29 protein-coding genes, 1 tRNA gene and 1 riboswitch are annotated in these 23905 nt (G+C 66.7%); of the genes, 16 read left to right on the forward strand and 14 right to left on the reverse strand.

Annotation, left to right across the window (positions count from 1 at the left end):
* Positions 1-26 precede the first annotated feature (26 nt).
* The 6 genes from CFB39_RS03875 (at position 27) to CFB39_RS03900 (ending at position 5631) form a co-directional block, all read left to right on the forward strand.
* Entirely contained in the window at positions 27-1091 is a 1065-nt protein-coding gene (locus CFB39_RS03875) for a glycosyltransferase family 2 protein (protein WP_089472217.1), read from the forward strand.
* Between the two features lie 65 nt (positions 1092-1156).
* Positions 1157-2173, forward strand: a complete 1017-nt coding sequence (locus CFB39_RS03880) for a hypothetical protein (protein WP_089472218.1) — start codon at positions 1157-1159, stop codon at positions 2171-2173.
* Positions 2170-2919, forward strand: coding sequence for a hypothetical protein (locus tag CFB39_RS03885; protein WP_089472219.1), 750 nt, complete (start codon positions 2170-2172; stop codon positions 2917-2919). Before CFB39_RS03880 ends, CFB39_RS03885 begins: the two co-directional genes overlap by 4 nt.
* Positions 2916-4073 carry a hypothetical protein gene (locus CFB39_RS03890; RefSeq protein ID WP_089472220.1) on the forward strand — a complete coding sequence of 386 codons (1158 nt, stop codon included), beginning with the start codon at positions 2916-2918 and terminating at the stop codon, positions 4071-4073. Before CFB39_RS03885 ends, CFB39_RS03890 begins: the two co-directional genes overlap by 4 nt.
* On the forward strand, positions 4049-4687 hold the full coding sequence (locus tag CFB39_RS03895; protein WP_256991353.1) for a phosphatase PAP2 family protein: 639 nt from the start codon (positions 4049-4051) through the stop codon (positions 4685-4687). The genes CFB39_RS03890 and CFB39_RS03895 overlap by 25 nt, the downstream gene beginning before the upstream one ends.
* Positions 4684-5631, forward strand: coding sequence for a fatty acid desaturase family protein (locus CFB39_RS03900; protein WP_089472221.1), 948 nt, complete (start codon positions 4684-4686; stop codon positions 5629-5631). Before CFB39_RS03895 ends, CFB39_RS03900 begins: the two co-directional genes overlap by 4 nt.
* A gap of 162 nt (positions 5632-5793) precedes the next feature.
* Here the strand turns inward: CFB39_RS03900 and CFB39_RS03905 are convergent.
* The 9 genes from CFB39_RS03905 to CFB39_RS03945 all read right to left on the reverse strand — a co-directional run bounded on the left by CFB39_RS03905 (position 5794) and on the right by CFB39_RS03945 (position 12337).
* A tRNA-Lys gene (locus tag CFB39_RS03905) sits at positions 5794-5870 on the reverse strand.
* Positions 5871-5978: 108 nt separating this feature from the next.
* A complete protein-coding gene (gene ybgF / locus CFB39_RS03910; protein WP_011351071.1) occupies positions 5979-6728 on the reverse strand; it encodes a tol-pal system protein YbgF in 750 nt (249 codons plus the stop codon).
* Between the two features lie 19 nt (positions 6729-6747).
* The gene (pal, locus tag CFB39_RS03915; RefSeq protein ID WP_089424598.1) at positions 6748-7260 is read right to left on the reverse strand and encodes a peptidoglycan-associated lipoprotein Pal; all 513 of its coding nucleotides are present in this window, start codon (positions 7258-7260) and stop codon (positions 6748-6750) included.
* 17 nt (positions 7261-7277) lie between these two features.
* A complete protein-coding gene (gene tolB, locus CFB39_RS03920; RefSeq protein ID WP_043189432.1) occupies positions 7278-8573 on the reverse strand; it encodes a Tol-Pal system beta propeller repeat protein TolB in 1296 nt (431 codons plus the stop codon).
* Between the two features lie 109 nt (positions 8574-8682).
* On the reverse strand, positions 8683-9738 hold the full coding sequence (gene tolA / locus CFB39_RS03925; protein ID WP_089424599.1) for a cell envelope integrity protein TolA: 1056 nt from the start codon (positions 9736-9738) through the stop codon (positions 8683-8685).
* Positions 9735-10184: a protein TolR gene (gene tolR, locus CFB39_RS03930; protein ID WP_011351075.1), complete on the reverse strand. Its 450-nt coding sequence runs from the start codon at positions 10182-10184 to the stop codon at positions 9735-9737. Before tolR ends, tolA begins: the two co-directional genes overlap by 4 nt.
* A gap of 10 nt (positions 10185-10194) precedes the next feature.
* A complete protein-coding gene (gene tolQ, locus CFB39_RS03935) occupies positions 10195-10872 on the reverse strand; it encodes a protein TolQ (RefSeq protein ID WP_021157170.1) in 678 nt (225 codons plus the stop codon).
* A gap of 130 nt (positions 10873-11002) precedes the next feature.
* Positions 11003-11488, reverse strand: coding sequence for a tol-pal system-associated acyl-CoA thioesterase (ybgC, locus tag CFB39_RS03940; RefSeq protein ID WP_089472222.1), 486 nt, complete (start codon positions 11486-11488; stop codon positions 11003-11005).
* 102 nt (positions 11489-11590) lie between these two features.
* A complete protein-coding gene (locus tag CFB39_RS03945; RefSeq protein WP_089472223.1) occupies positions 11591-12337 on the reverse strand; it encodes an SDR family NAD(P)-dependent oxidoreductase in 747 nt (248 codons plus the stop codon).
* 180 nt (positions 12338-12517) lie between these two features.
* A riboswitch (ZMP/ZTP riboswitch) is annotated at positions 12518-12618 on the forward strand.
* A 137-nt stretch (positions 12619-12755) separates the two neighbouring features.
* On the opposite strand from CFB39_RS03945, the gene glyA reads away from it, so the two are divergent.
* The 7 genes from glyA (at position 12756) to CFB39_RS03985 (ending at position 17544) form a co-directional block, all read left to right on the forward strand.
* Positions 12756-14003 (forward strand): serine hydroxymethyltransferase, encoded by a 1248-nt coding sequence (gene glyA, locus CFB39_RS03955; RefSeq protein ID WP_021157166.1) that lies wholly within the window; start codon positions 12756-12758, stop codon positions 14001-14003.
* A gap of 6 nt (positions 14004-14009) precedes the next feature.
* Positions 14010-14489, forward strand: coding sequence for a transcriptional regulator NrdR (nrdR, locus tag CFB39_RS03960; RefSeq protein ID WP_089424602.1), 480 nt, complete (start codon positions 14010-14012; stop codon positions 14487-14489).
* A 153-nt stretch (positions 14490-14642) separates the two neighbouring features.
* The gene (locus tag CFB39_RS03965; RefSeq protein WP_089472224.1) at positions 14643-15206 is read left to right on the forward strand and encodes a GspH/FimT family pseudopilin; all 564 of its coding nucleotides are present in this window, start codon (positions 14643-14645) and stop codon (positions 15204-15206) included.
* Positions 15207-15211: 5 nt separating this feature from the next.
* On the forward strand, positions 15212-15613 hold the full coding sequence (locus CFB39_RS03970; RefSeq protein WP_089473216.1) for a hypothetical protein: 402 nt from the start codon (positions 15212-15214) through the stop codon (positions 15611-15613).
* Positions 15603-16436 carry a PilW family protein gene (locus CFB39_RS03975; RefSeq protein ID WP_089472225.1) on the forward strand — a complete coding sequence of 278 codons (834 nt, stop codon included), beginning with the start codon at positions 15603-15605 and terminating at the stop codon, positions 16434-16436. Before CFB39_RS03970 ends, CFB39_RS03975 begins: the two co-directional genes overlap by 11 nt.
* 140 nt (positions 16437-16576) lie before the next feature.
* Complete coding sequence (locus tag CFB39_RS03980; protein WP_179257642.1) at positions 16577-17101, forward strand: hypothetical protein; 525 nt, start codon at positions 16577-16579, stop codon at positions 17099-17101.
* Positions 17098-17544: a type IV pilin protein gene (locus CFB39_RS03985; protein ID WP_089472226.1), complete on the forward strand. Its 447-nt coding sequence runs from the start codon at positions 17098-17100 to the stop codon at positions 17542-17544. The genes CFB39_RS03980 and CFB39_RS03985 overlap by 4 nt, the downstream gene beginning before the upstream one ends.
* Positions 17545-17601: 57 nt before the next feature.
* On the opposite strand, the gene CFB39_RS03990 is transcribed toward CFB39_RS03985, so the two are convergent.
* The 3 genes from CFB39_RS03990 to CFB39_RS04000 all read right to left on the reverse strand — a co-directional run bounded on the left by CFB39_RS03990 (position 17602) and on the right by CFB39_RS04000 (position 18904).
* Entirely contained in the window at positions 17602-18045 is a 444-nt protein-coding gene (locus CFB39_RS03990) for a DUF3318 domain-containing protein (RefSeq protein WP_089472227.1), read from the reverse strand.
* Positions 18046-18088: 43 nt separating this feature from the next.
* Positions 18089-18478 (reverse strand): phage holin family protein, encoded by a 390-nt coding sequence (locus CFB39_RS03995; RefSeq protein ID WP_011351086.1) that lies wholly within the window; start codon positions 18476-18478, stop codon positions 18089-18091.
* A 123-nt stretch (positions 18479-18601) separates the two neighbouring features.
* Positions 18602-18904: a YqjD family protein gene (locus CFB39_RS04000; RefSeq protein ID WP_006494044.1), complete on the reverse strand. Its 303-nt coding sequence runs from the start codon at positions 18902-18904 to the stop codon at positions 18602-18604.
* A gap of 318 nt (positions 18905-19222) precedes the next feature.
* On the opposite strand from CFB39_RS04000, the gene CFB39_RS04005 reads away from it, so the two are divergent.
* Complete coding sequence (locus CFB39_RS04005; RefSeq protein ID WP_069247250.1) at positions 19223-19861, forward strand: peroxiredoxin; 639 nt, start codon at positions 19223-19225, stop codon at positions 19859-19861.
* A gap of 150 nt (positions 19862-20011) precedes the next feature.
* Here the strand turns inward: CFB39_RS04005 and CFB39_RS04010 are convergent, their stop codons facing one another.
* Positions 20012-21199, reverse strand: a complete 1188-nt coding sequence (locus CFB39_RS04010; RefSeq protein WP_089472228.1) for an acyl-CoA dehydrogenase — start codon at positions 21197-21199, stop codon at positions 20012-20014.
* Between the two features lie 311 nt (positions 21200-21510).
* Between CFB39_RS04010 and CFB39_RS04015 the strand changes: the two genes are divergently transcribed.
* Positions 21511-22302, forward strand: coding sequence for an IclR family transcriptional regulator (locus CFB39_RS04015; protein ID WP_047850652.1), 792 nt, complete (start codon positions 21511-21513; stop codon positions 22300-22302).
* 132 nt (positions 22303-22434) lie between these two features.
* Positions 22435-22845 (forward strand): GFA family protein, encoded by a 411-nt coding sequence (locus CFB39_RS04020; RefSeq protein ID WP_089430670.1) that lies wholly within the window; start codon positions 22435-22437, stop codon positions 22843-22845.
* Between the two features lie 203 nt (positions 22846-23048).
* On the opposite strand, the gene CFB39_RS04025 is transcribed toward CFB39_RS04020, so the two are convergent.
* Positions 23049-23852 (reverse strand): EAL domain-containing protein, encoded by an 804-nt coding sequence (locus CFB39_RS04025; protein ID WP_089424610.1) that lies wholly within the window; start codon positions 23850-23852, stop codon positions 23049-23051.
* Positions 23853-23905 lie beyond the last annotated feature (53 nt).

A 23905-nucleotide genomic window follows, 5' to 3' on the forward strand; every position in this document is an offset into this window, starting at 1 on the left:
TGAGCATGACGATGGAGATATTCCGGATGCCAGACTTCACAGAAACCACGCGGCACACCCGCGCGGCGGCCCGTGCCGTGGCGGCGCGGGCCGCGCTCGTGCTGGAGACGAACAACCTGCGCGGCGGCGCGGGGCTCGTGCAGGCCGTCGACAGCCTGAAGCGCCTCGTCTCGGCGCTGTCGAAGCAGACCGTGCCGCCCGCGGCACTCGCGCAATGGATCATCACGCACGACGGCCTGCCCGCCGATGCGTGCGCGGAGATCGCCGCGCTGGCCGGCCGCCCGATCGACTTCGTCGAGATCGGCGCGAGCACCGGCTACTACGATGCGAAGAACGACGGGTTCGACCGCGTCGACGCGACCCGTTGCGACATCGTCGTGTTCGGCGATGCCGATTGCAGGCCGGCCGACGACTGGCTCGAGCACCTGCTTGCACCGTTCGCACGCGAAGCCGGCGATGCGCCCGCCGCGGTGGCGGGGCGCACCAGCTATGCGCCGAACGTGCTCGGCGTCGCGCTGACGTCGATCGATTTCATGTATTTCCCGAGCCCGCTGCGTGACGGTGCGACGCGCAATTTCTACGCGAACAACGTCGCGTTCCGGCGCGACGTGTTCGCGCAATTCCGCTACGAGCCGCTCGACGGCGTCTATCGCGCGCATTGCCAGGTGATGGGGCTGCGGATGCAGGCAGCCGGCGTGGCCGTCGAGTTCGCACCGGCCGCGCACACCGAACATCGGCTGCCGGACACGCAACGCGAATCGCTGAAGCTGCGCTGGATGCGCGGCGAGGACAGCGTCGGGCTGACGCCGTATCTCGTGAATGCATACCTGCCGCGCGGCTGGCAGTGGCTCGGCCGCAGCGGCCCGCTCGGCCCGTTCTGCGTGATGGCGATGCGGCTCGGCTACAGCCTGCGTGCGCTGAATCACCAGCAGTTGCCGCAGCTTGGCATCGTCCGCTATCTCGCGGCCGTCGGCGTCACGATCGCGGCGTCCGCCGTCGATACGCTCGGCGCACTCGCACGCGGTTTCGGTCTCGCCGGGCGCGCATCGGCCCGGCGCGATCTCGACGCGCTGTCCTATCACCGTCATTGAACCGGCGCCGCGCATCACGCGCGGCCACGACACGCCGACACCCAGCATCCATCCTGACAACGACCATGTCCACGCTCGCCACCCGTGTTGCCTGCCTCGCCCTGTTTGCCGCCAGCGTCGGCGCCCATGCCGCGCCGGTCGACCATGCGGGGCGCGGGATCTACCACTTCGCATCGCAAAGCGGCTGCCCGTTCGCGAACGCGGCCGCCGCGGACTGCAATCGCGTCGCGCTCGATGCGCCGGACGTTCACGCGAGCATCGATACCGATGCGCACGCGATCGTCTTCTCGAGCGATGCGACGCGCCGCACGAAGGACGTGCTCGGCGACGTGCTGCTGCAGGGCACGGGCGTCGACGGCGACGGCCGGCGCGTGCCGTTGAGCGTGCACGTGCTGCTGCGTCGCGACGGCGCGAAATGGGACCGCGACGTGTACGTCCATGCGCCCGTGCACGGCACGTTCACCGAGGTTCGGATCGATCCGTATCGCGTGCGGGTGAAGGAGGGTGAGGGCGAGCGCGACGTGCTCACGCCGGACGAAACGCTGGCGCTGTTCGCGCATCCGTCGCTGGCATCGCGGCTCGCGCGGCATTTCGTGAAGGTGAGTGCGACCGATCCGAAGCAGCCGTTCGCGGACGACATCACGATTGGGCTCGGCGTCGACGGCCTGACGAAGTCGGTCGCGCGTGCGAGCTTTACGTCGAACGCGCCGCACGATGCCGACGTCGATCGCGCACTCGCATCCGGTACGTGGACGATTCGCTTCGATGCACTGAGCAATCACATTCCCGTGTGGGTCGCGCGGCGCGAGCTGTTCCTGTTCGGCCTGGACGGCAGCGCGCTGGTGAAGGACATGCGCACGCGCGGCTTCAGGAAGAACGACCGGATCGAGTTCGGCGCGCGTGACGGTAATGGCTATCTGCGCGTCAACGGCCGCGAGGAAGCATTTGCGGGTGCAGCCGCATCCGCGCACGCGTTCATGCAGGAAAGCTTCATCGGCCTGATCCTCGGATGGCGTCGCGATCCGGCTGGCGCTGCGGCGGCTGCGACGAAATCCGCGTCTGCACGAGGCGAGCCGGCATGAGCGCGGCAGGCGAACTGCCGGCGTCGCCGCAGGCAGCGCACGATGCACGCTTCGATTGTCTCGAGGCGCCCGTGCCGCGCGGGGCGGCGCGGGTGCGCGCGTACCTCGTCGATCGCCTCAAGCGGGCGGCGATCCGGCAGTTGCATCGCAGTGTGCATGGCGAACGCTGGGTGCTGCGCATGTACCTGATCGGCGAGGAAGCGACCGAGTGCGCGTTGCACGAGGACTGGACCGGGCAGCCGCCGGACTGGCTTGCGCCGCGGATCGAGCAGCACCTCGCGGATGAGCGTCGTCACGCCGCGGCGTTCGCCGATGCGCTGCGCGAGCGCGGCGTCGCGCCGTCGGCTGCACCGCATGAGCCCGACTGGTTGAGCCGGCGCAAGATCATGCGATGGCGCCGGCTTGCGCAGCGCCATGCGCCGCATTTCTCGCAAGGCGTGCTCGTGCCGGCCTATGCGACGGGGCTGTGCGCGGAACAGATGGCGATGCGCGTGCTCGCGCGTCACTGCGCGACGATCGGCGATGCCCATCCGTTGTACCCGCTGCTCTCGCGCGTGCTCGCCGACGAGACGCGGCATGTCCGGCTCTGCTCGGACACGCTGCGCCGTCTCGTTGCGCCGTCCGAGGCAGCCCATCTCGCCGTGTTGCTGGACGAGATCCGCGCGATCGAAGCCGGTTTCGGCGTGACGGGCGCGCTGGCGATGGTCGCGGCCGGCTGGCTCCAGTCGCTTCGTCCGCGCGCATGATGCCGCGAATCGTCTATCTCGCGACGGCCGACGCACGCGGCCACCTGATGCGCGCGCAACTGCTCGTGCATGCGCTGCGTGCGGCCGGCGCCCAGGTCGACGTGCTGACGACGTCCGATGCGGGGCAGGCGTTCCTGGCTGCGTTCGACATCGACGCGGCCGTGCTGTCCCGTCACTACGCGGTGCAGTTCGACGAACGCCAGAACATGCTGCGCGACGCGACCGATCGCAATGTCGCGCACTACGTGTTCAGGCCGACGCGCATGCTGCGAGACATCGCGCGGTTGCGTGCGATCGTCCGCGATGCCGATCTCGTGATCAACGATTCGTTTCATCCGGCGCTGCTGTTCATGGGGGCGATGCCAGGCTGGCGGCGCCGGATCGTCCACGTGTATGGCGGCAGCCTGCGCCGCGCGTTGACCGAGAATTTCGATGCACGGCTGCCGCGCGCACTGGCGCGTGCATTTGCACGGATCGTCGACTGGCAGATCGATTCGGCGCGGTGCTGCATCGAACACGACTTTGCGTACGATGCCGCCGATGCCGTCCGGCGATCGTGCGCGCATTACCGTCTGCCGACGCCAGTGCCGATCGTCGCCGGGCAACCCGCTTCGGAACCGGCTGCAGCCGCCATTTATCTGAACCCGCACTTTCGCGATATCGCGCTCGCCGATGCGTTGTCCGCCGGCATGCGCGACGCGGGGCTCGCCACCCATCGCGTGGGCGAGGGCTATGCCGGACACGACGGCTGGACCGGGGTCGACGCCGACTGGGTGACGCGCGCCGCCCATGCACCGCTGATCGTGTCGGCGCCCGGCATGGCCGCGCTGTCGATCGCACGCGTGTATCACCGCCCGATCCTGCTCGTGCAGTCCGACCAGCCCGAGCAGGCGAGCAACGCCGCTCGCGCCGCGCAACTGCAACTCCTGCATCGCGTCGTCACTTGGCGCGGCGATGCGGGCGCGTTCCGGCAGGAAGTCGGGCAGGCCGCAGCCGAATTGATGCGCAATCCCGGTACGCAGGCAGGAACGATCGCCGGCCGCGAGCAGGCGCGTGCGCGCGTCGACGCATGGACGTCGCGCCTCCTCGCGTTGCGTCCGCATGTGCAGGCGGCCGATACGGAGACGCGATGCGAGGCGCCGGCGCCACGATGAATTCGCTGTCGTTTCGTGACGATCGCCGGCCCGACATCCGGCAGATGCTGGCCGCGACGTTCGGCATGGCAGCCGGCCTCGCGATCTTCTTTCTGCTGGAGCGCAGCGTCACGCCGCGCTACGTGTTTGCCACGTCGATCGATGCGCGGATTCCGTTCATCGCATGGTCGTGGTTCGTCTATGTCGGCTTCTTTCCGTTCGTGATTGCGCTTGCCGCGTATGCGCGGCCGCTTGCGTTCGCCGCGTTCAAGGAGGCCGTGCTGATCGCGTTCGTGCTCGGTGTCGTGTGCTTCCTGCTGTTTCCGGAAGCCGTGCCGCGGCCCGACGTCGCGGAGATCGGCAACACGTTCGTGCGTCACCGTCTCGCGCGCATGTGGCAGCTCGATCTCGCGGCCAATGGCTTTCCGAGCCTGCATGTCGCTGTAACGTGCCTTGCCTGCCGGATGCTGGTGGATCGGCGACGGCTCATGACCGTGGCGGTCGGCCTGCTGATCTGCGCGTCGACGCTGACGCTCAAGCAGCATACGGTCGTCGACGTGCTGGGCGGCGTGGCGCTCGCGATGGTCAGTGCGCTCTGGGTCGAGCGGCGTTCGTTGCGCGGGAGGCTCGCGTGACGGATGCCCCTGTTCATCATGCCGGGCCGAATGCCGAGCTTGCGCGGTTCGTGCCCGATCCCGCGCTGTTTCGCGTGAGCGCGTTGCGTGTGGGTGCCGCGTTGGCAGGCGACTGGCTGATGATTGCCGTCGCGTTCGCGGTTGCGATCGCATTTGCGCATCCGCTCGTGTACGCGTTGGCCGCGATCGTGATCGCGCGCAGCCAGCTTGCGCTCGCGGTGATGATGCACGAAGGCGCGCACGGTTTGCTGGCGCGCAACCGGCGCGTCAACGATGCGCTGGGCCAACTGTTCGCGGCCGCCCCGCTGTGGCTGTCGCTGCGGACGTATCGTGCCGGCCATCTGAAGCACCATCGCGCACCGATGGAGGCGGACGATCCCGTCGCGCTGCTGTTCGGCGTGCACGACTATCCGGTGACGCGCGGGCGGCTGATCGGCCGCCTGCTCGCGTACGCATGCGGGATCGGCTACGTGACGAGCGTCGTGAAGCTCGCCCGCGGCGAGTTCGCGCATGCGTTGCCGAAGGTCGGGAAGTCGCGCGCGTACGCCGCGTGGGAAGTCGCGTCGATGCTGGCCGGCAACGGTGTGCTGTTCGGCGCGCTCGCATGGGCCGGACATCCGCTGCTGTACGTCACGTTGTGGATCGTGCCGTCCGTCACGCTGCTGCCGCTCGCCGGACAGGTGCGCGCGATCTTCGAGCATGCGGGGCTGCCGGCCGGTGCCGACCAGAGCCGCAACGCGCGCACGATCGTCCGGCCTTCGTGGCAGACGTTCCTGTTCGGCCCGCACGCGATTCATTTTCATATCGAACATCACCTGTTCGCGCGGATGCCGTTCCATCACCTGCCGGTCGTGCATCGGCAGCTTGCGCAGCGGCAGTTGCTGCCCGACGGCAATCTGTACACGGGATATGGTGGCGTGCTGCGCGACGTGAGCGTGCGCTGACGCACGGGCGGGGCAGGGTGCGTGCGCTGCCCGGTGGCGGAGTCGGGAGAGTGCGGCCGAGTGTGTCGCAGACATCACCGGGATGCCGCGCTTCGATACGGATGCGACAGACGCAAAAAAGCCTCCGCTTGGGAGGCTTTAATTTGCACTATCAAAGATAGTTGGTAGGGTGGGAGGGACTCGAACCCTCGACTCTCTGATTAAAAGTCAGATACTCTAACCAACTGAGTTACCACCCCACGTTCTTGAAACCTGTTGGTTCGTTGCTTCAACAACTTGGGCAACGACCCAAAGAGCAAAAGATTATAGCGACGGGTTGTCAGGCTGTCAACAACCCGCCGCGATAATTATTTGATCGTCTCGAGCTTGCCCTGCGCGGTCTGCGCTGCGTTCGACCCGGCGTACTGCGACACGACCTGCTCGAACGTCTTCTTCGCGGCCGCCTTCTGGCCTTGTTCGAGCTGGTTCGTGCCGATTGCCACCAGGGCGTCGGCTGCGCGCGGATGCTGCGGGAACTTGCTGACGATCCCTTGCCACGTTGCAGTCGAACCGCGGTAGTCGCGCAGCGCGTATTGCGCATTGCCATACCAGTACTGCGCGGTCGGCTGGTAGGGGCTCTGCGGATACTTCGCGATGAACGCGCGGAACGAAGCCGCGGCCGCCTTGAAGTTGCCGTTGCGGAACTGCTGCTGCGCCGCGCTGAGCGCATCCGTTTCACCCGGCTGCACGGTGCCTTCGACACCATCGATCGTCGCCTGCTGCGGCTCGAACTTCTTGAGCCGCGTGTCGAGATCCTGGTAGTACTCCTTCTGCTGCCGCTCGAGCGTCGTCAGCCGGTTCGTCAGGTCCTCGTTCTCGCCGCGCAGCGTCGCGACCTGCTGGTTCAGCTGGTCGAGACGGCCGGATTGATCGAGGATCGTACGCTGGGCGGCGGACAACTGACTCGCCAGGTTGTCGGTTTTGCTGCGCAGATCGAGCACGGCGCGGCGCGCTTCGTTGTCGTCGAACACGCCGGCGTGCGCCGGCGCGGCCGACCACGCCGCGCCGGCGACGCAGAATGCTGCGGCAACGCGCAGCAGGGATACACGGTGCGTCATACGGCGATTCTTCCGTTACTTACTGTTGGTAGACGAGGTCGGCGCGACGGTTCTGCGCCCACGATGCTTCGTCGTGACCCGCTGCCTGCGGCTTTTCCTTGCCCAGGCTCACGGCTTCCATTTGCGAATCGTTCACGCCGAGCAGTGCCATCGCACGACGGACCGCTTCCGCACGCTTCTGGCCCAGCGCGAGGTTGTACTCGCTCGTGCCGCGTTCGTCGGTGTTGCCCTGGATCAGCACGTGGCGCTGCGGGTGGCTCTTCAGGTACTGAGCGTGCTGCTGCATCAGCGGCTGGTACTCGTCCTTCACCGAATAGCTGTCGAAGTCGAAGTAGATGCTGCGCTTCGCGAGCGGGCTGTTCGGGTCGTTCAGCGGATCGACGTTCACTTGCGCGACGTTGTCGGCGCTCGGTTGCGTGCTGACCGCACCGCCGGCATTCGCCTTGTCGTCGAGCTTCACGCCCGACTTGCACGCTGCGAGCGCGCTGATCATCATCACGGCCAGGGCCAGACGAGCTTTATTCGACATCATGTTTACTCTCCTTGTGGTCATTGCATGAAGGGCCCCCACGACGGCTCACGTACGGAGCCGCCCTGGACGGACAGGATTTGCGGCGGCGCGCTGCCGTCCGAGGGCACTGCTGCCAGAACATTGCGACCACCCGACTGGGTAGCGTACAGAAGGTACTGGCCGTTTGCCGCGAAGCTCGGCGATTCGTCGCGATTCGTATTCGTGATGGCGTTCGCCGCGCCGGACTGCAGATCCTGAACGTACAGCTTGAAGCCCCCACCCGTGCGGGAGATGTAAGCGAGCAGCTTGCCGTCCGGGCTGATACGCGGACTCGTGTTGTAGCTGCCGGTGAAAGTCACGCGCTGCGCGGCACCGGCGCTTTCACCCTGTGCCGGCATCCGGTAGATCTGCGGCGCGCCGCCGCGATCGCTCGTGAAGTAGATCCAGCGGCCGTCCGGCGAGTAGAACGGCTCGGTGTCGATCGAGCTGCTCTGCGTGAGGCGGCGCAGGCCGCCGCCCGTCGAGTTGACCGTATAGATTTGCGTATTGCCCGTCAGCGACAGCGCGACGGCCAGCGTGTTGCTGTCCGGCGACCAGGCCGGTGCGCTGTTGTTGCCCTTCTGGTCGGAGACGATGTAGCGACGGCCGGTCGGCAGGTCGTGGATGTAGACGATCGGCTTCTTGCGCTCGAACGAGACATACGCGACCTTCGTGCCGCTCGGCGACCAGGACGGCGAGATGATCGGTTCGGTGCTCGACAGCGCGATGCGCGCGTTCTGGCCGTCCGAATCCGAGATCTGCAACTGGTAGCGGTTGCCGGTCTTGATCACGTACGACAGGCGCGTGGCGAACACGCCGCGCACGCCGAGCAGCTTCTGGTAGATGTAGTCGGCGATCTTGTGGCCGGCCGTGCGCAGCGTGGTGTCGGTGGCCGTCAGGGACAGGCCGCCGAGGCTTTGCTGCTTCACGGTGTCGTACAGGATGAAGTTGACCTTGTACTGGCCGTTCGCCTCGCGGTTCACGCTGCCGGCGACGAACGCATTCGCGCCCTTGGCCTTCCATGCGCCGAGGTCGACCGATGCGCTCTCCGGCACGGGCGTGCTGCCGGCGTCGATGTTGGTGAATTTGCCGCTGCGGGCGAGGTCGGCGCGGACGATCGACGTGACCTGCTGCGGCAGGTTCGCCTCATTCGCGAAATTCGCCGTGGCGATGGGGAACTGGGTCGACCCGACACCGGTGATCAGCACGTTGACCTGGGCGTTAGCGGCGCTGCCCGCCGTAATCAGACACGAGGCCACGAGTGCCCTGAAACCTAGCTTTGTCATCAAACTCATGCTTCTTGCTTCCCGTATGGCTTGGACCGCTGCGCAACGGCAGAGACAGTAAAAATACCCGATTCGTTCCCGTCCGACAGCGACGCCCGGAGTGTAAGCGCAATTCTTTTCACTCCGCCGCCTTGAAGGTAATCGTAATGTCCGACGGGGTACGACCGTTAGAATCGGGCGGCAACGGGACCGATGCGTGGATTGCACTCACCACGGCTTGATCCCACCCCGAATTCCCGCTGGAGCGGGAAACCGATGCGCTCAATACGTCACCGGACGGCGTGCACCGAATCTTGACGACGGTGGTCAGGCCTGCTCGCTCGCCGCCCCAAACGATGTTCGGTTTGACGCGGCGGCGCACCTTGTCGGCATAGCCGGGCGTCGCGGCATTGCCGCCTGAGCCCGTGCCCGTGCCGCTTTTCGCGAGGCCTTCGCCGCCGCCTTCACCGGCGCCGGACAGGCCCTGCATCTGTGCCAGGCGTGCGCTGCGCTCGCGGTCGAGCTTCGCGTTCGCTGCCGCATTGGCCTTCGCGCGCGCCGTGGCTTCGGCCTTCGCCTTGGCCTGGGCTTCCGCCTTTGCCTTCGCGGCCGCGTCGGCCTTCGCCTTCGCCGCCTGCTGCGCTTCGAGCTGCGCCTGCTTTTGCTGCTGAAGTTTCTGCTGTTCGAGCTTCTGCTGCTCGGCGAGCTGCTGTTGCTTGAGCTTGTCGGCCTGCTTCTGCTTGTCGCGTTCCGCGGCCTTCTGTGCGGCGAGTGCGGCTGCCTGCTGCGCCGCGAGCTGCGCGCGCCGGGCTTGCTCTTCCTGCTGGGCCTTCAGTTGCTGCGCGCGGCGCTGTTGCTCGAGCAGTGCTTCACGCGCGGCCGCTTCCTGCTGTCGCTTCTTCTGTTGCAGCGCGATGTCGGCCTGCTCGTCGCGCACCGGGGGAGGGGGCGGCGCGACCTTCACGGGCGGTGCGGGTGTGACAACGGGCCGCGGCGCGGGGACATCGGGCACCTCGGTCCACAGCTCGGCTTCGGCGCCGGCCGGCGTGCTGTTCTGCCACTGCACGCCGTGATACAGGAACAGCGCGAGCAGCACGTGCATCAGCGCGGCGAGCGCGAATGCGCGCCAGGTGCCGCGCTCGCGGGGAGGCTGAGGCGGGTAGGCGGAGCTGCGCGTGGATTGCTGCCGGTTCATTGCGATTTGACGAGGAGGCCGACGCGCTTGACGCCGCGCGCCTTCAGATCGGACATCACGGTCATGACGGCATCGTACTGCACCGTCTTGTCGGCCGCGATCACGACTGGCTGGTCGGGATGGTCAGCCTGCCGGGCCACGATGAAGCTGTCGAGCTCGGCCTTCGTCATCGTGTCTTCCTGGGTCGCGCCCGAGTCGCCCTTGTACTTGACGCTCATCGTGCGATCGGCCTTGATGTTGACGACGACGGGCGGTGTCTGCTCCTGCGGCGCGGCGTTGCCGACGGTCGGCAGGTTGATGATCGACGGGGCGACGAGCGGTGCGGTGACCATGAAGATCACGAGCAGCACCAGCATCACGTCGATGTACGGCACGACGTTGATGTCGGCCATTGCGCGGCGCGAGCGGCCGCCGCGCATGCTGGATCGGATGGGGCTTCCTGCCATGGCGCGCTCCTTACTGGGCCTGACGCTGCAGGATGTTCGAGAACTCTTCGATGAAGGTCTCGAAGCGGATCGCGAGGCGGTCGATGTCGTGCGCGTAGCGGTTGTACGCGACCACCGCCGGAATCGCGGCGAACAGGCCGATCGCGGTGGCGACGAGCGCCTCGGCGATGCCCGGTGCGACGTTGGCGAGCGTGGCCTGCTGCACGTTCGCGAGGCCGCGGAACGAGTTCATGATCCCCCAGACCGTGCCGAACAGACCGATGTACGGGCTGACCGAGCCGACCGATGCGAGGAACGCGAGGTTCGCTTCGAGCACGTCCATTTCACGCTGGAACGACGCGCGCATCGCGCGGCGCGCACCGTCGAGCACCAGGCCCGGATCGCTGATGCGCTTTTCCTTCGCCTTCAGGAATTCGCGCATGCCCGATTCGAAGATCCGCTCGAGCGCGCCGATCGTGTGGCGGTTGTTGGCTGCGCTCTGGTACAGCGCCTGCAGGTCGCCGCCCGACCAGAAATCCTTCTCGAAGCGTTCGGTCTGCGCGCGCGCACGGCGGATCGCAAACCACTTGCGGAAGATGAAGGTCCACGACATCAGCGACAGCAGCAGCAGCAGCCCCATCACGGCCTGGGCCAGCACGCTCGCGTTGAGGACGAGGGAAATGATCGACAGGTCTTGAGAAGTGTTCATAGAGGTTTGAGTAACGTCCCTTCGGGGCGCCCGGTATGCGTGTGGCGCGGCGCGCCGGCCATGCCTGGCGCCGAACCTTGCTTAGTATCGAATCAGAAAGGCAAGTTCATAGGCTTTGTCTAAACGGTGCTCATGCGAGCTTCGTTGACAGTGCAGTCTGCCCGTCGTTGATGACGGGCCCGCGCTGCAGCGCGTCGAGCACGGCCGGCGGGATGGCCGCGGGCCGGATGCCGGTACGGTCGACGCAGCCGAGACGGATGTGCCCGGACACGAGCAGCGTGTCTCCGCACCAGGCTTCCTGCGCGAAATCCACCGACGCGCGGCCGATGCGTCCGGGCCGGCTCGTGATCGCCAGCGTGTCGTCGAGTCGCGCCGGGGCGCGGTAGTCGAGCGACGTGCTGCGGACGACGAAGATCGCGTCGGTGTCGTCGGCGAGCTGGCGCTGGTCGATGCCGCATGCGCGCAGCCACTCGGTGCGGGCGCGTTCGAAGAACTTCAGGTAGTTGGCATAGAAGACGATGCCGCCTGCGTCGGTATCCTCGTAGTACACGCGCACCGGCCAGATGAAGCCGGAGGGCGCTTCCGGGGAGCGGGTAGGCTGGGTCATGGCGCGCATTCTACCGGAAGGCAAGAGCCTGATTCGTAACCGATTCGTAACGGAATGTAGTATGTCGTAGCACACTGCGGGCCGGCCCGGAAGGGGCCGGCCCGCGTGGCTTCAGCCGCGGTGGACGGTCGGGCCGCCGGGGGCTTGCGCGATCGGCATCAGCTCGATCGTGTTGACGTTGACATGCGCCGGGCGCGTCGCGATCCAGTAGACCGTGTCGGCGATGTCCTCGGGCATCAGCGGCTGGACATTGTTGTAGACGTTCGCCGCCTTGGCGTCGTCGCCGCGATAGCGGATGTTCGAGAATTCGGTGCCGCCGCACAGGCCAGGCTCGATGTCGGTGACGCGCAGCGGCGTGCCGAGCAGGTCGGCGCGCAGGTTCAGGCTGAATTGTCTGACGAAAGCCTTGGTCGCGCCGTAGACGTTCCCGCCCGCATAAGGGTACGAGCCCGCGACCGAGCCGATATTGAAGATGTGGCCGCGGCCGCGGTCGATCATGCCGGGCAGCAGCGCGTGCGTGACCGTGACGAGGCCCGTGCAGTTCGTGTCGATCATCGTGTGCCATTCGTCGAGACTGGCCTTTTGGGCCGGCTCGACGCCGAGGGCGAGGCCGGCGTTGTTGACGAGCACGTCGAGCGCCGCGAATTCGGCGGGAAGGGCGGCCGGCACGGCCTCGACGGCCGCGCGATCGCGTACGTCGAGCTCGAGCGGCAGAAGGGAATCGCCGAGTTCGGCGGCGAGCGCATCGAGACGATCCTTGCGGCGCGCGGTCGCGACGACGCGGTGGCCTCCCTTGACGAAGGCACGGGCGATGGCGGCGCCGAAGCCGGCGGACGCGCCTGTGACGAACACGATCATTGCTGCTCCTGGTGGATGACAAAATAGCGAGTGGTATCCCGCAAGCCTACTGAGATTGCCGCACCGCGGCAAGGCGGCACAGCGTTCCCGCACGGGCGCGTAGAGTCTGGCCCCAATTGCTTCCGGCGCACCGCCGTGCGGTTGCCTATTCATGACGCATCCAATACACTAACGCGCTCATCACCCCTGCGTGACTGGCGATAGAACCCTTCGGGTTCAAGGTGGAGCATCCCACCGTGAAGCGCGGGGCGCCGTTTTTGCCGTTCGCCTGGGCAGCCGTTGTGCGCCGTCGCGTGCATCGCCGGTGGCTGTCCTGCCTCGCGTCATACGGATTCTTCCGCCACGTCGAGCTGGTCCCGCCAGCAGCGCACCGTACTCGGCCGCTCCGGTCAACCTGTACACACTTAACGGAAACCGTATGTTTGACAGAGCCCAAAGCACCATTGCGAACGTCGATCCCGAAATCTTTGCCGCGATCGAGCAGGAAAACCGCCGCCAGGAAGATCACATCGAGCTGATCGCGTCGGAAAACTACACGAGCCCGGCGGTGATGGCCGCACAGGGTTCGCAACTCACGAACAAGTACGCCGAAGGGTATCCGGGCAAGCGCTACTACGGCGGCTGCGAATACGTCGATGTGGTCGAGCAGCTGGCGATTGACCGCGTGAAGCAGCTGTTCGGCGCGGAAGCCGCGAACGTGCAGCCGAACTCGGGCTCGCAGGCGAACCAGGGCGTGTTCTTCGCGATGCTCAAGCCGGGCGACACGATCATGGGCATGAGCCTCGCGCACGGCGGCCACCTGACGCACGGCTCGCCCGTGAACATGTCGGGCAAGTGGTTCAACGTGGTGAGCTACGGCCTGAACGAAAACGAAGACATCGACTACGAAGCGGCCGAGAAGCTGGCGCAGGAACACAAGCCGAAGCTGATCGTCGCGGGCGCGTCGGCGTTCTCGCTGAAGATCGATTTCGAACGCCTGGCGAAGATCGCGAAGTCGGTCGGCGCGTACCTGATGGTCGACATGGCCCACTACGCAGGCCTGATCGCGGCAGGCGTGTACCCGAATCCGGTGCCGCACGCGGACTTCGTGACGACGACGACGCACAAGAGCCTGCGCGGCCCGCGCGGCGGCGTGATCCTGATGAAGGCCGAGTACGAGAAGCCGATCAACTCGGCGATCTTCCCGGGGATCCAGGGCGGCCCGCTGATGCACGTGATCGCGGGCAAGGCGGTGGCGTTCAAGGAAGCGCTGTCGCCGGAGTTCAAGGCGTACCAGGAGAAGGTGGTCGAGAACGCCCGCGTGCTGGCTGAAACGCTGGTGAAGCGCGGCCTGCGGATCGTGTCGGGCCGCACGGAAAGCCACGTGATGCTGGTTGACCTGCGCGCAAAGAACATCACGGGCAAGGCAGCGGAAGCGGCACTGGGCGCGGCGCACATCACGGTGAACAAGAACGCGATCCCGAACGACCCGGAAAAGCCGTTCGTGACGAGCGGCGTGCGCCTGGGTTCGCCGGCGATGACGACGCGCGGCTTCGGTCCGGCGGAAGCGGAGCAGGTGGGCAACCTGATCGCGGACGTGCTGGACAATCCGGAAGATGCAGCGACGATCGAGCGCGTGCGCGCGCAGGTCGCCGAGCTGACCAAGCGTTTCCCGGTCTATCGCTGATCGACGATGCGCTGCCCGTTCTGCCGGCATGACGACACGCAGGTCGTGGATTCCCGCGTGTCCGAAGATGGCGCCGCGATCCGGCGGCGCCGTCGCTGCTCGGCTTGCGACAAGCGCTTCACGACGTACGAGCGGGTCGAGCTGTCCCTGCCGTTCGTCGTGAAGAAGGACGGCAGCCGCACGGAATTCGACCGTCGCAAGCTCGTCGCCAGCATGCAACTCGCGCTGCGCAAGCGGCCGGTCGCTGCCGACGCGATCGACGCGGCGGTCGCCCGCATCGAATATCAACTGCTCGCGACAGGCGAGCGCGAAGTGCGTAGCGAGAAACTCGGCGAACTCGTGATGAACGAGTTGCGCGGGCTCGATACGATCGCTTATGTCCGCTTCGCATCGGTGTATCGCCGGTTCGAGGACGTTTCCGAATTTGCCGACGTGATCGAAGAGTTCCGTCGCGCCTCTCCCGCCAAGACTCCGCGTAAGCGCTGACGCGCTGCGTTCGTTCATCGTCTTCTCCGTTGGGTCAGTTCGCGCCGATTGTGTCGGTCGCGATCGCATGCCGCCAGTCAGCCATTCGGCAAATGGTGCATGTCCGCACGTGTCGCTACAGTCGTCGCATCACCTTGGCGACGGACGACTGCGATGGGACTGCACGCTCAACCCCTGAAAAATGTATTGCGACGCGCGGGCGGATTCACGCTCGTCGAACTGATGGTCGCCATCTCGCTGGCGGCCGGGCTCGCGCTTTATGCTGCGCCCGCGTTCGACCAGTGGCGCATGCGCGAACGCGTGGATGCACGCTCGCGCGCGCTGCTCGGTGCGCTGTCGTTTGCACGTACCGAGGCGACGCGTCTCGGCGTGCGCGTCACGCTGTGCCGGGCGGGTAGCGCCGGCACCTGTCTGCGTGCGGGTGAACGGTGTGATCCGGCTGAATGGTCGTGCGACTGGATCGTCAGCGGGCAGGTCGACGGGCAGTCGCGCGTGCTGCGGCGCTATCCGCGCGATGCTGAAGTGGCCGTCGCGGGTGCCGCGCACGATCTCGCGTTCGCACCGCCGGTCGGACAGGCAATCGGTGGCATCCGGCGCTTCGAATTGCGTCCGCGACGCGACGTGCCGGGGACGGACGACGCGCATGCGTCGCGTTGCGTGCGGATCGCGGCAGGCGGCCGGGCGCGGGTTGTCGCCGGCCGTTGCGACGCGGCGTGAGCGTCATGCGCAACGCCATGCGCGGCACGTCGCTGATCGAAGCGATGCTGGCCATCGCGCTGCTCGCGACCGTCATGCTGGCTGTAGCGGGCAGTCAGCTTGCGATGGCGCATGCGCAGCGCGCGACGATCTGGCGTGAGCGCGCGCTGTGGCTGGCCGATGCGCGTATCGAGCGCTTGAACGTCGCTGCGGAGGTCGGTGATGACCTCGCGGCGCGGGCCACGGCGTCGCTGCCTGGCGGCACGATGACGCGCGGTGACGGGCCGGATGGCGTTCGCTACACGGTTGTCGGCTGGCGCGGCGGCAATGCGGCCGCCGGGCCGCGATGCGAAGCGGCGGGAAGCTCGGCGCAGCCGCCGTCGTGCGTCCGGATTCCGTATCGGGAGGCTGAAGCCGATGAACGCTGATCGCCGCATGCGTGCGCACACGTTGCTTGAAGTGTTGATTGCGATGACCGTCGGTCTGCTCGTGCTCGCGGCGGCCGGTGCGCTGTACCACGCGCAGCGCGTCGCACAGCGGCGCGCGGACGACGGGTTCCGGATGCGCGATGCGGCCGGCACCGCACTGATGCTGATCGGCCAGCAGATCCAGATGGCCGGATTTAGGCCGCTCGATTTGGAAGGCGTCTCGTCGTTGCCACCCGTGTTCGGCTGTTCGATGGCGCGCGTGAGGGGAGAGGGCGCGCAGGTACGGTGCGAGCCGGTGCGCGGTGCGTCGGACGCTTTGCTGATCCGGTATGTCGGCGATGCCGTGTCGACGTGGCTCACCGTTAGCGGCCAGGTGTCGGATTGCCTCGGGCAGGGTGTCGGCGTGTCCGGCGAACGTGCGCCGGTGGAGAACCGCATCGATGTGCACACCAGTCCGTCGACGGGCGAACCTGAACTGTATTGCGAAGGAAGCGGCCGTCCGGGCACGCCGCAGCCGGTCGTGTCGGGAATCGATCAGTTGCGGGTGCGCTATCTTCGCCGCGGCGCCACTCAGTTCGTCGAGGCCGATGCATTGCGCGGCGACGACTGGCACGATGTCGTGGCCGTGCATGTCTGCGTGCGGGCGCGCGGCGAACCGACGGGCGAGCCGGTGCGGCACGTCGACTGCGACGGCCGCATTGTCGTTGCGCAAGACGGCCGCGTGCGTCTGACGCTCGATCGCATCGTCGCGTTGCGCAATGCCGCGCGCACATTCGACGATACGTCGCGTGATGCCACGGATGAACGCGAGGTGCCGCGATGAACGGAGCGAGGCAGTATGCGCGCAAGAGGTCGCGGTGCGTTGCGACACGCAACATGCATGAGCGAATCGAAACACGCCGTGACGGTCCGCGGCAGGCTGCAGGTGCGAAAGTCCAAACAGCGAGCCGGCAAGCGCCGCACATGCGCTTGCGGTCAGCCAGCCGCGATTGGCGTCGCGACGCGGGCCTCGCATTGCCTGCGGTGATCGCGGTTGGCGCAGCGGTGGCGGCGCTGACCGGCACGTGGTTCGAAGCCGCACTGACGGAGTCGCGCCGCACGCGCGCATTATCCGATCGGCTGGTCGCATTCCACGCGGCCGACGCCGCGCTGGCAGCGTGCACCGCGCGATTGCGCCGGGGCGCGGCGCCGTACGTGAGTGAAGGCGAGTCGCACGCGGAGCCCGACGCGTGGCGGCGCATGCCGGCGCTGGTGGCCGCTGAAGCGTTCGCGCCGTTCGCCGGATGGCCGATGGCCGTTCAACCGCCGCGATGCCTGATCGAAGCGTGGCGCGGGGCGGGGCCGGCCGGCGGCCGCGCATACGTCGTCACCGCGCGTGGCGTCGGTGCACATGCATCGAGCGCAGTCTGGCTGCAGCACCAGGTCGCGATCCTTGATGGGCACATCGTCGCCCTGCACTGGCGTCGCGTCGCGACGGTGCTTCGATGAACGGTCGCGCGTCCGTGTACCGCTCGGCGGGATTCACGCTGATCGAACTGATGATCGTGCTCGCGATCGTTGCGGTGCTGGCCGGATGGGGCATCCCGTCGTATCGCGAGCATGTCGTGCGCGTTCATCGCGCGTCGGCGGTCGCCGCGTTGTACCGTGCGGCCCAATATCTTGAAACACTGGATGGTGTGCCGCCTTCGGCATTGCCGATGGCGCTCACACAAGCGCCGCCGGACGGGCGCGCGGTCTATCGACTGGCGCTCAGGCGGCCGGATCGCGACGATTCGCCGGTGGGTTATGACCTGGAGGCCCTCCCGCTCGACACGGGCCCGATGCACGACGACGCGTGCGGTGCATTCACGCTGCGTTCGGACGGGACGAAAGGCAATGTGCGAAGTGACGGCGCCGACGGACCGGTCGCGGCGTGCTGGGGCGTGCGTTGAATGCGGCGGGAAGGCGCGCCACGGCGCTTGGCCGTGCGCGCGGGATGCCGACGACGGTCAGTCGTCGTGCGTGTCGAGTCCACGCTCGTCGCGGGACTGCTTCCAGATCCGGTAGACCTCCCATGCCGCGAAACCGAGGGTGCCCCACTTCAGCGCGGGGCCCGCGCTCGCGCGCAGCAGCGAGCGAACGGGTTTGGCGAGCACGAGCGATGCGAGCGAACTCAGCATCGGATACTGGTTGACGAGCTGTCCGAGGTTCGCGTTCAGGTTCTTGGCGGACTGGCTGAACTTGCTGCTGGACAGGCCGGGGATGAACACCTTGAGCCAGCTGAAGCGCGTCACCGCGCGGCGCATGTCGCCGGCGGCTTCCGCGAGTTCGAGCCGCTCGACTTCGGATCGCAGGATCAGCAGTTCCTTGCGGAGCGCGCGATGTTGCGACGCGCTCCAGGTCGATCGCGACGAATGGGAGCGGGGTGAATTGCCCGTGACGTTCTGGCTCATGGCGCGTCGGCGAAGTAGGTGGGAGGGGTGAGCGCGACTGCGTTCACGGCTTGCCGCGGAACAGTTCGCGGTCTTTCTCGAGTTCGGCGAGCGTTGCCTCGAATACGGTCGGCGCGTCGCGCAGGCCCGAGCGGGCCTTCAGTGCGCAGGCGATCCCGCCCGCGGCATACAGCGCGGTGATCGCCGCGAGCGACTGCCAGCGGTAGGTATCCCAGAACGCGATCGCGATGAGCACGGTCAGGCTGATGAGCGCCATCGTGGCGAGCATCATCGCGGCGAGCCCGAGGAACAGCACGCCCATCAGGCGCTCCTTCTCCTCGGCAAGCTCGATGCCCACCAGTTCGAGGCGCGTTTGCAGAAGGCCGATCGCGGAGCCGACGAGGCGGCGCAGCGGTCCTTGGCCGGACGGCTGCGAGGTGGTGTCTGTCGTCATGGGTGAGGTGCGTGCGCGTGCAGTGTGCAGCTAGGACAAAGCCGGCCGGCGGAAACCGCCGGCTGGCTTCGACGCCCGTTGGCCGCGCGACGCGGCCAGCGGGACGAAACGGCGCAGAGCGCGTTACTTGCGGTTGATCAGCAGGCCGATCAGCACGCCCACGCCGGCGGCAACGCCGATCGACGTCCACGGATGCTCGTGCACGTAGTCGTCGGTCGCGCGTGCGGCCTTCTTGCCTTTCTCGACCACCACGACCTGGACGTCGGCCGCCTTTTCCTTGGCCTGCTTGAGGCGCGACATGGCTTTCTCGCGCAGCTCGGCCGCACGGTCGCCCGTGCTGCTCGCAGCTTGCTTGAGCAGGTCTTCGGCGTCCGAGAGAACGGTTTTGATATCCGACATCAGTTTCTCCTTGTTGATTTCCGACATTGCAACTCCCTTCGTGCTGTCATGCTGCAGGTTCATATCCTAGCGAAACGCCTGCCTGCTGGCGAGCCGGGAAGACACACGGTGGCGGTGCAAGACTGCATGGTAAACGACTCGCAATCATGAACAGAGCGACAAAAGGGTTGAAAAGTTTCCCTTTCGGCCGGTTGTCCCGCCCCGACACCAGGCAAAAATGACAAAAAAGTATGAATATCAAACGGAATAATCGTTCGCATGCCCCATTGCTTCCCGTAAGCTGACAGACTTTCCCGCGCCGATCCGGGCGCGGTTTCAACCAGCATCGTTCGAGGAGGGAACATCATGAGTCTGCGTCTTGGCGACATCGCACCGGATTTCGAGCAGGAATCGAGCCTGGGCCCGATCAAGTTTCACGAATGGCTCGGCAACAGCTGGGGCGTCCTGTTCTCCCATCCGGCCGACTACACGCCGGTGTGCACGACCGAACTCGGGCTGACCTCGAAGCTGAAGGGCGAATTCGAGAAACGCAATGTAAAAGTGATCGCGCTGTCGGTCGACGGTGTCGAGTCGCACAAGGGCTGGATCAACGACATCAACGACACGCAGTCGACGGTCGTCGGCTTCCCGATCATCGCCGATGCGGACCGCAAGGTTTCGCAGCTGTACGACATGATCCACCCGAACGCGAACGAAACGCTGACGGTGCGTTCGCTGTTCGTGATCGACCCGAACAAGAAGGTGCGGCTCACCATCACGTATCCGGCCAGCACGGGGCGCAACTTCGACGAAGTGCTGCGCGTGATCGACTCGCTGCAGCTGACCGACAACTACAAGGTCGCGACGCCCGGCAACTGGAAGGATGGCGACGACGTCGTGATCGTCCCGTCGCTGCAGGATCCGGAAGAGCTGAAGAAACGCTTCCCGAAGGGCTTCAACGCGGTGCGTCCGTATCTGCGCCTCACGCCGCAGCCGAACAAGTAAGCATCGGCTGCAGAGGAACGTGATACCGGGCCGGCGGCCCGGTGCGCGGATCCGATGAAAAACGGCCCGCCCGGCATGACTGCCGGGCGGGCCGTGTCTTTTGCGCGAGCACGGAGCGGCGTGCTTGCCGCGCTTGCTGCATCCGGACGATCAGAAGAATGCCTGGATGCCCGTCTGCGCGCGGCCGAGGATCAGTGCGTGGATGTCGTGCGTGCCTTCGTACGTGTTGACCACTTCGAGGTTCACGAGGTGGCGCGCGACGCCGAATTCGTCGGAGATACCGTTGCCGCCGAGCATGTCGCGCGCGAGTCGTGCGATGTCGAGCGCCTTGCCGCACGAGTTGCGCTTCATGATCGACGTGATCTCGACGGCCGCCGTGCCTTCGTCCTTCATCCGGCCGAGGCGCAGCACGCCTTGCAGGCCGAGGGTGATTTCGGTCTGCATGTCGGCGAGCTTCTTCTGGATCAGCTGGTTCGCCGCGAGCGGCCGGCCGAACTGCTGGCGGTCGAGCACGTACTGGCGCGCGGTGTGCCAGCAGGACTCGGCCGCGCCGAGCGCGCCCCATGCGATCCCGTAGCGCGCCGAGTTCAGGCACGTGAACGGGCCGCGCAGGCCGCTCACGTTCGGCATCAGGTTCTCTTCCGGCACGAACACCTCGTCGAGGACGATCTCGCCGGTGATCGACGCGCGCAGCCCGACCTTGCCGTGGATCGCGGGCGCCGACAGGCCCTTCCAGCCTTTCTCGACGATGAAGCCGCGGATCGCGTCCTTGCCGTTCTCTTCGAGCTTCGCCCACACGACGAACACGTCGGCGATCGGCGAGTTCGTGATCCACATCTTCGCGCCGGACAGCGAGTAGCCGCCGGGCACCTTTTTCGCGCGGGTGACCATGCTGCCCGGATCGGAGCCGTGGTTCGGCTCGGTCAGCCCGAAGCAGCCGATCCATTCGCCGGTGGCGAGTTTCGGCAGGTACTTCTGCTTCTGCGCGTCGGAGCCGAATTCGTAGATCGGGACCATCACGAGCGACGACTGCACGGACATCATCGACCGGTAGCCCGAGTCGACGCGCTCGACTTCGCGGGCGATCAGGCCGTAGCTCACGTAGTTGAGGCCGGGGCCGCCGTATTCCTCGGGAATCGTCGGGCCGAGCAGGCCGACTTCGCCCATCTCGCGGAAGATTTCGGCGTCGGTGCGTTCGTGGCGGAACGCTTCGGTGACGCGCGGTGCGAGCTTGTCCTGCGCGTACGCCTGCGCGGCATCACGCACCATCCGCTCTTCTTCGGTCAGTTGCTGGTCGAGCAGCAGCGGATCGTCCCAATGAAAAGTTGCAGCACTCATCGTCTCATCTCCTGTCGACCCGAGTTAGCGCTTCAGCGCTTACTCGGGTCCCATGCTTCGCGGTCGACCCGAGTTGGCACATCAGCGCTTACTCGGGTCCCATGCTTCGCGGTCGACCCGAGTTGGCACATCAGCGCTTACTCGGGTCCCATGCTTCGCGGTCGACCCGAGTTGGCACATCAGCGCTTCCCCGGACCCCATGCTTTACGGTCGGTCCCTGATTCAGCCGGGTTTGTTACCTGAGAGTTTGCTTGACGGAAGTTCCGCTGTGCGGAACAATGTTTTGCAAATCGAACCCAGTGTAGCACCAGATGACACTTTCAACCATCGACGAAACCACGATCGACGAACGCAAGTTCGTCGTCGCGCTCGCGCGCGGTCTCGACCTGCTGCGCGCATTCCGGCCCGGGGAGACGATGCTCGGCAACCGCGACTTCGCGGAGCGCACGGGGCTGCCGAAGGCGACGGTGAACAGGCTCGCCTACACGCTGACCGTGCTCGGCTACCTGCGTTACGACGAGACGCTCGGAAAGTATGCGCTCGACGCCGGCGTGCTGTCGCTCGGCTACGCACTGCTGTCGGGCTCGGGCACGATCGACCTCGCGCGGCCGCACATGCAGGCGCTCGCGCGCGACATCGGTGCGGCCGTGTCGCTCGGCTGCCGCGACGGGCTCGACATGATCTACCTGGAGACGATCCGCAGCGAGACCGCGCTGACGCTCGGGCTCGCGCCCGGCTCGCGGCTGTCGATGCTGACGAGCTCGATGGGGCGCGCGTACCTGGCCGTGCAGCCGGAAGACGTGCGCCGCGCGCTTTATGCGGAGCTGCATCGTGCGGCCGGTGGCGCGGCCGACGCCGATGCGCTCGTCGCCGCCGCGCAGCAGGCGGTGGCCGAGTTCTCGGCGGGGGGCTGCTGCTATTCGTTCAGGGCGTGGCACATGGACGTCAACGCGGCGGCCGTCCCGTTTCGCGAACCGCGCGAGGGGCGCTGGCTGATCCTGAGCTGCAGCGGCCCTGCATCGTCGATGGACGAGGACGTGTTCCGTACGCAGGTCGGGCCGAAGTTGAAGGCGCTCGCGCAGCGGCTCGGGCAGACGGCCTGAGCGACGGGCGCGCGCGGTGGGGTGCCGTCGCCGGTACGGTCGGCAGCGCCCGGGCACGACACCGCCGCCGGTTGTGCCACGAACGAACCGCGCGCATGATCGTTCGCCAGCTCACCGACGAAGAGGCTTGCCATGTCTCACGCAGAATCGATGGAAGGCGGATGCGCATGTGGCGCGATCCGGTACCGGATCACCCATGTTCCGGCCGACGCCGGTTTTTGCCACTGCCGGCTCTGTCAGCGTACGACCGGCGCGGCGGTCGTCGCGTCGGCATCGGTGCCGATCGACGCGTTCGAATACCTGCAAGGTGAGCCGACGGTGTATGCGTCGAGCGCGTGGGGCGAGCGGCGCTTCTGCGGCCGTTGCGGCGCGCAGCTCGAATACCGGCTCAGTGATGCACCCAGGACGGTCGAGATCAATTACGCGACGCTCGACGAGCCGTCGCGGCTACGTCCGGCCTGGCATGTCTGGTATGGGGATCGCTTCCCGGGCATCGAGATCGACGACGATCTGCCCAAGTACGATGACGGTGGAAGGGCGTAAGCGGTAGGTCACCGCCGGCATCGACCGTGCCGGAAACGAGGCGCGCGCTCCCACGAAGCTCGTCTTTCCACGAGGCCGGCAACCGCCGGCCGGACCTCGGACGACGGGGCGAGCCAGGCGGCCCGATCCCCCCGTTACATCACCTGCATTCCACTGTCGGCACGCGACGCCCCGCGTGTGCGAACCCCCTCATCCACCGAGGCTCAGGCCGTCACGACCTTCGCAAACACGGGCCCCTGCATGAACCGGACGTCGTACTGGCGCAGCAGCTCGCACTGCGTTTCGTCGACGACGCCGTCGAAGATCAGCGGAATCCGCACGCGCTGCGCATAGGCGACGAGCGCCTTGACCATTCCGTCGCGCAATGCGATGCCCGCATCCATCTTGATGTAGTCCGGGCGCGCCATCTCCGATTCGACCGCGAGGATGCGGCCCGGGTCCGGCAGCTTGTCGGCGACCTTGAAGCCGTGATGCTGATAGCTGCGCGTCAGGTAGCCGAGGAAGGTCTTGTGCGCGACCGCGACCGCCGGCAGCTCGATCACGATCCGCTCGGCCGGCAGCCCGAAGCGCTGCAGCACCGACGAGAAATGCTTGCCGTGGTCGTACTTCACGCTCTTCAGCAGCCGTTCGTGCACGCGCAGGAACAGCAGCCCATGGCGCTGCGCGCCAAAGAAATTGATGGCATGCAGCGCGCGCGACAGGCGGTCGATCGCGACGAGCGTCTGGTCGTCGACGGCCGAGTCGACCGGATCGTGCGGCGCGCCCGTGACGACCGTGACGGCCTGGAAGCCGAGCTCGTCGCCGTAGCGCTCGATCGCGTCGGCGAACGACGTCGATTGCGGTGCGCCCGGCATCGTCACGTCGTAGATCGGTTCGTAGGCGCTGCCGAGCGTGCGCTCGGGCAGGTTCGCGCTTGCGGTGCCGCCATCGGCGAGCGCGAGGTGATCCCGCAGATACGGCAGTTGCCCGGCACGGGCGACCAGCTCGGGAATGGTGGGCGGAATCATCGGCGTAAGAAGGAAAAACGGCGGCCGAACGGGCCGCCTCGTAGCTTGATATT

It is taken from the genome of Burkholderia sp. AU6039 (assembly GCF_002223365.1).
Classification (GTDB): Bacteria; Pseudomonadota; Gammaproteobacteria; order Burkholderiales; family Burkholderiaceae; genus Burkholderia.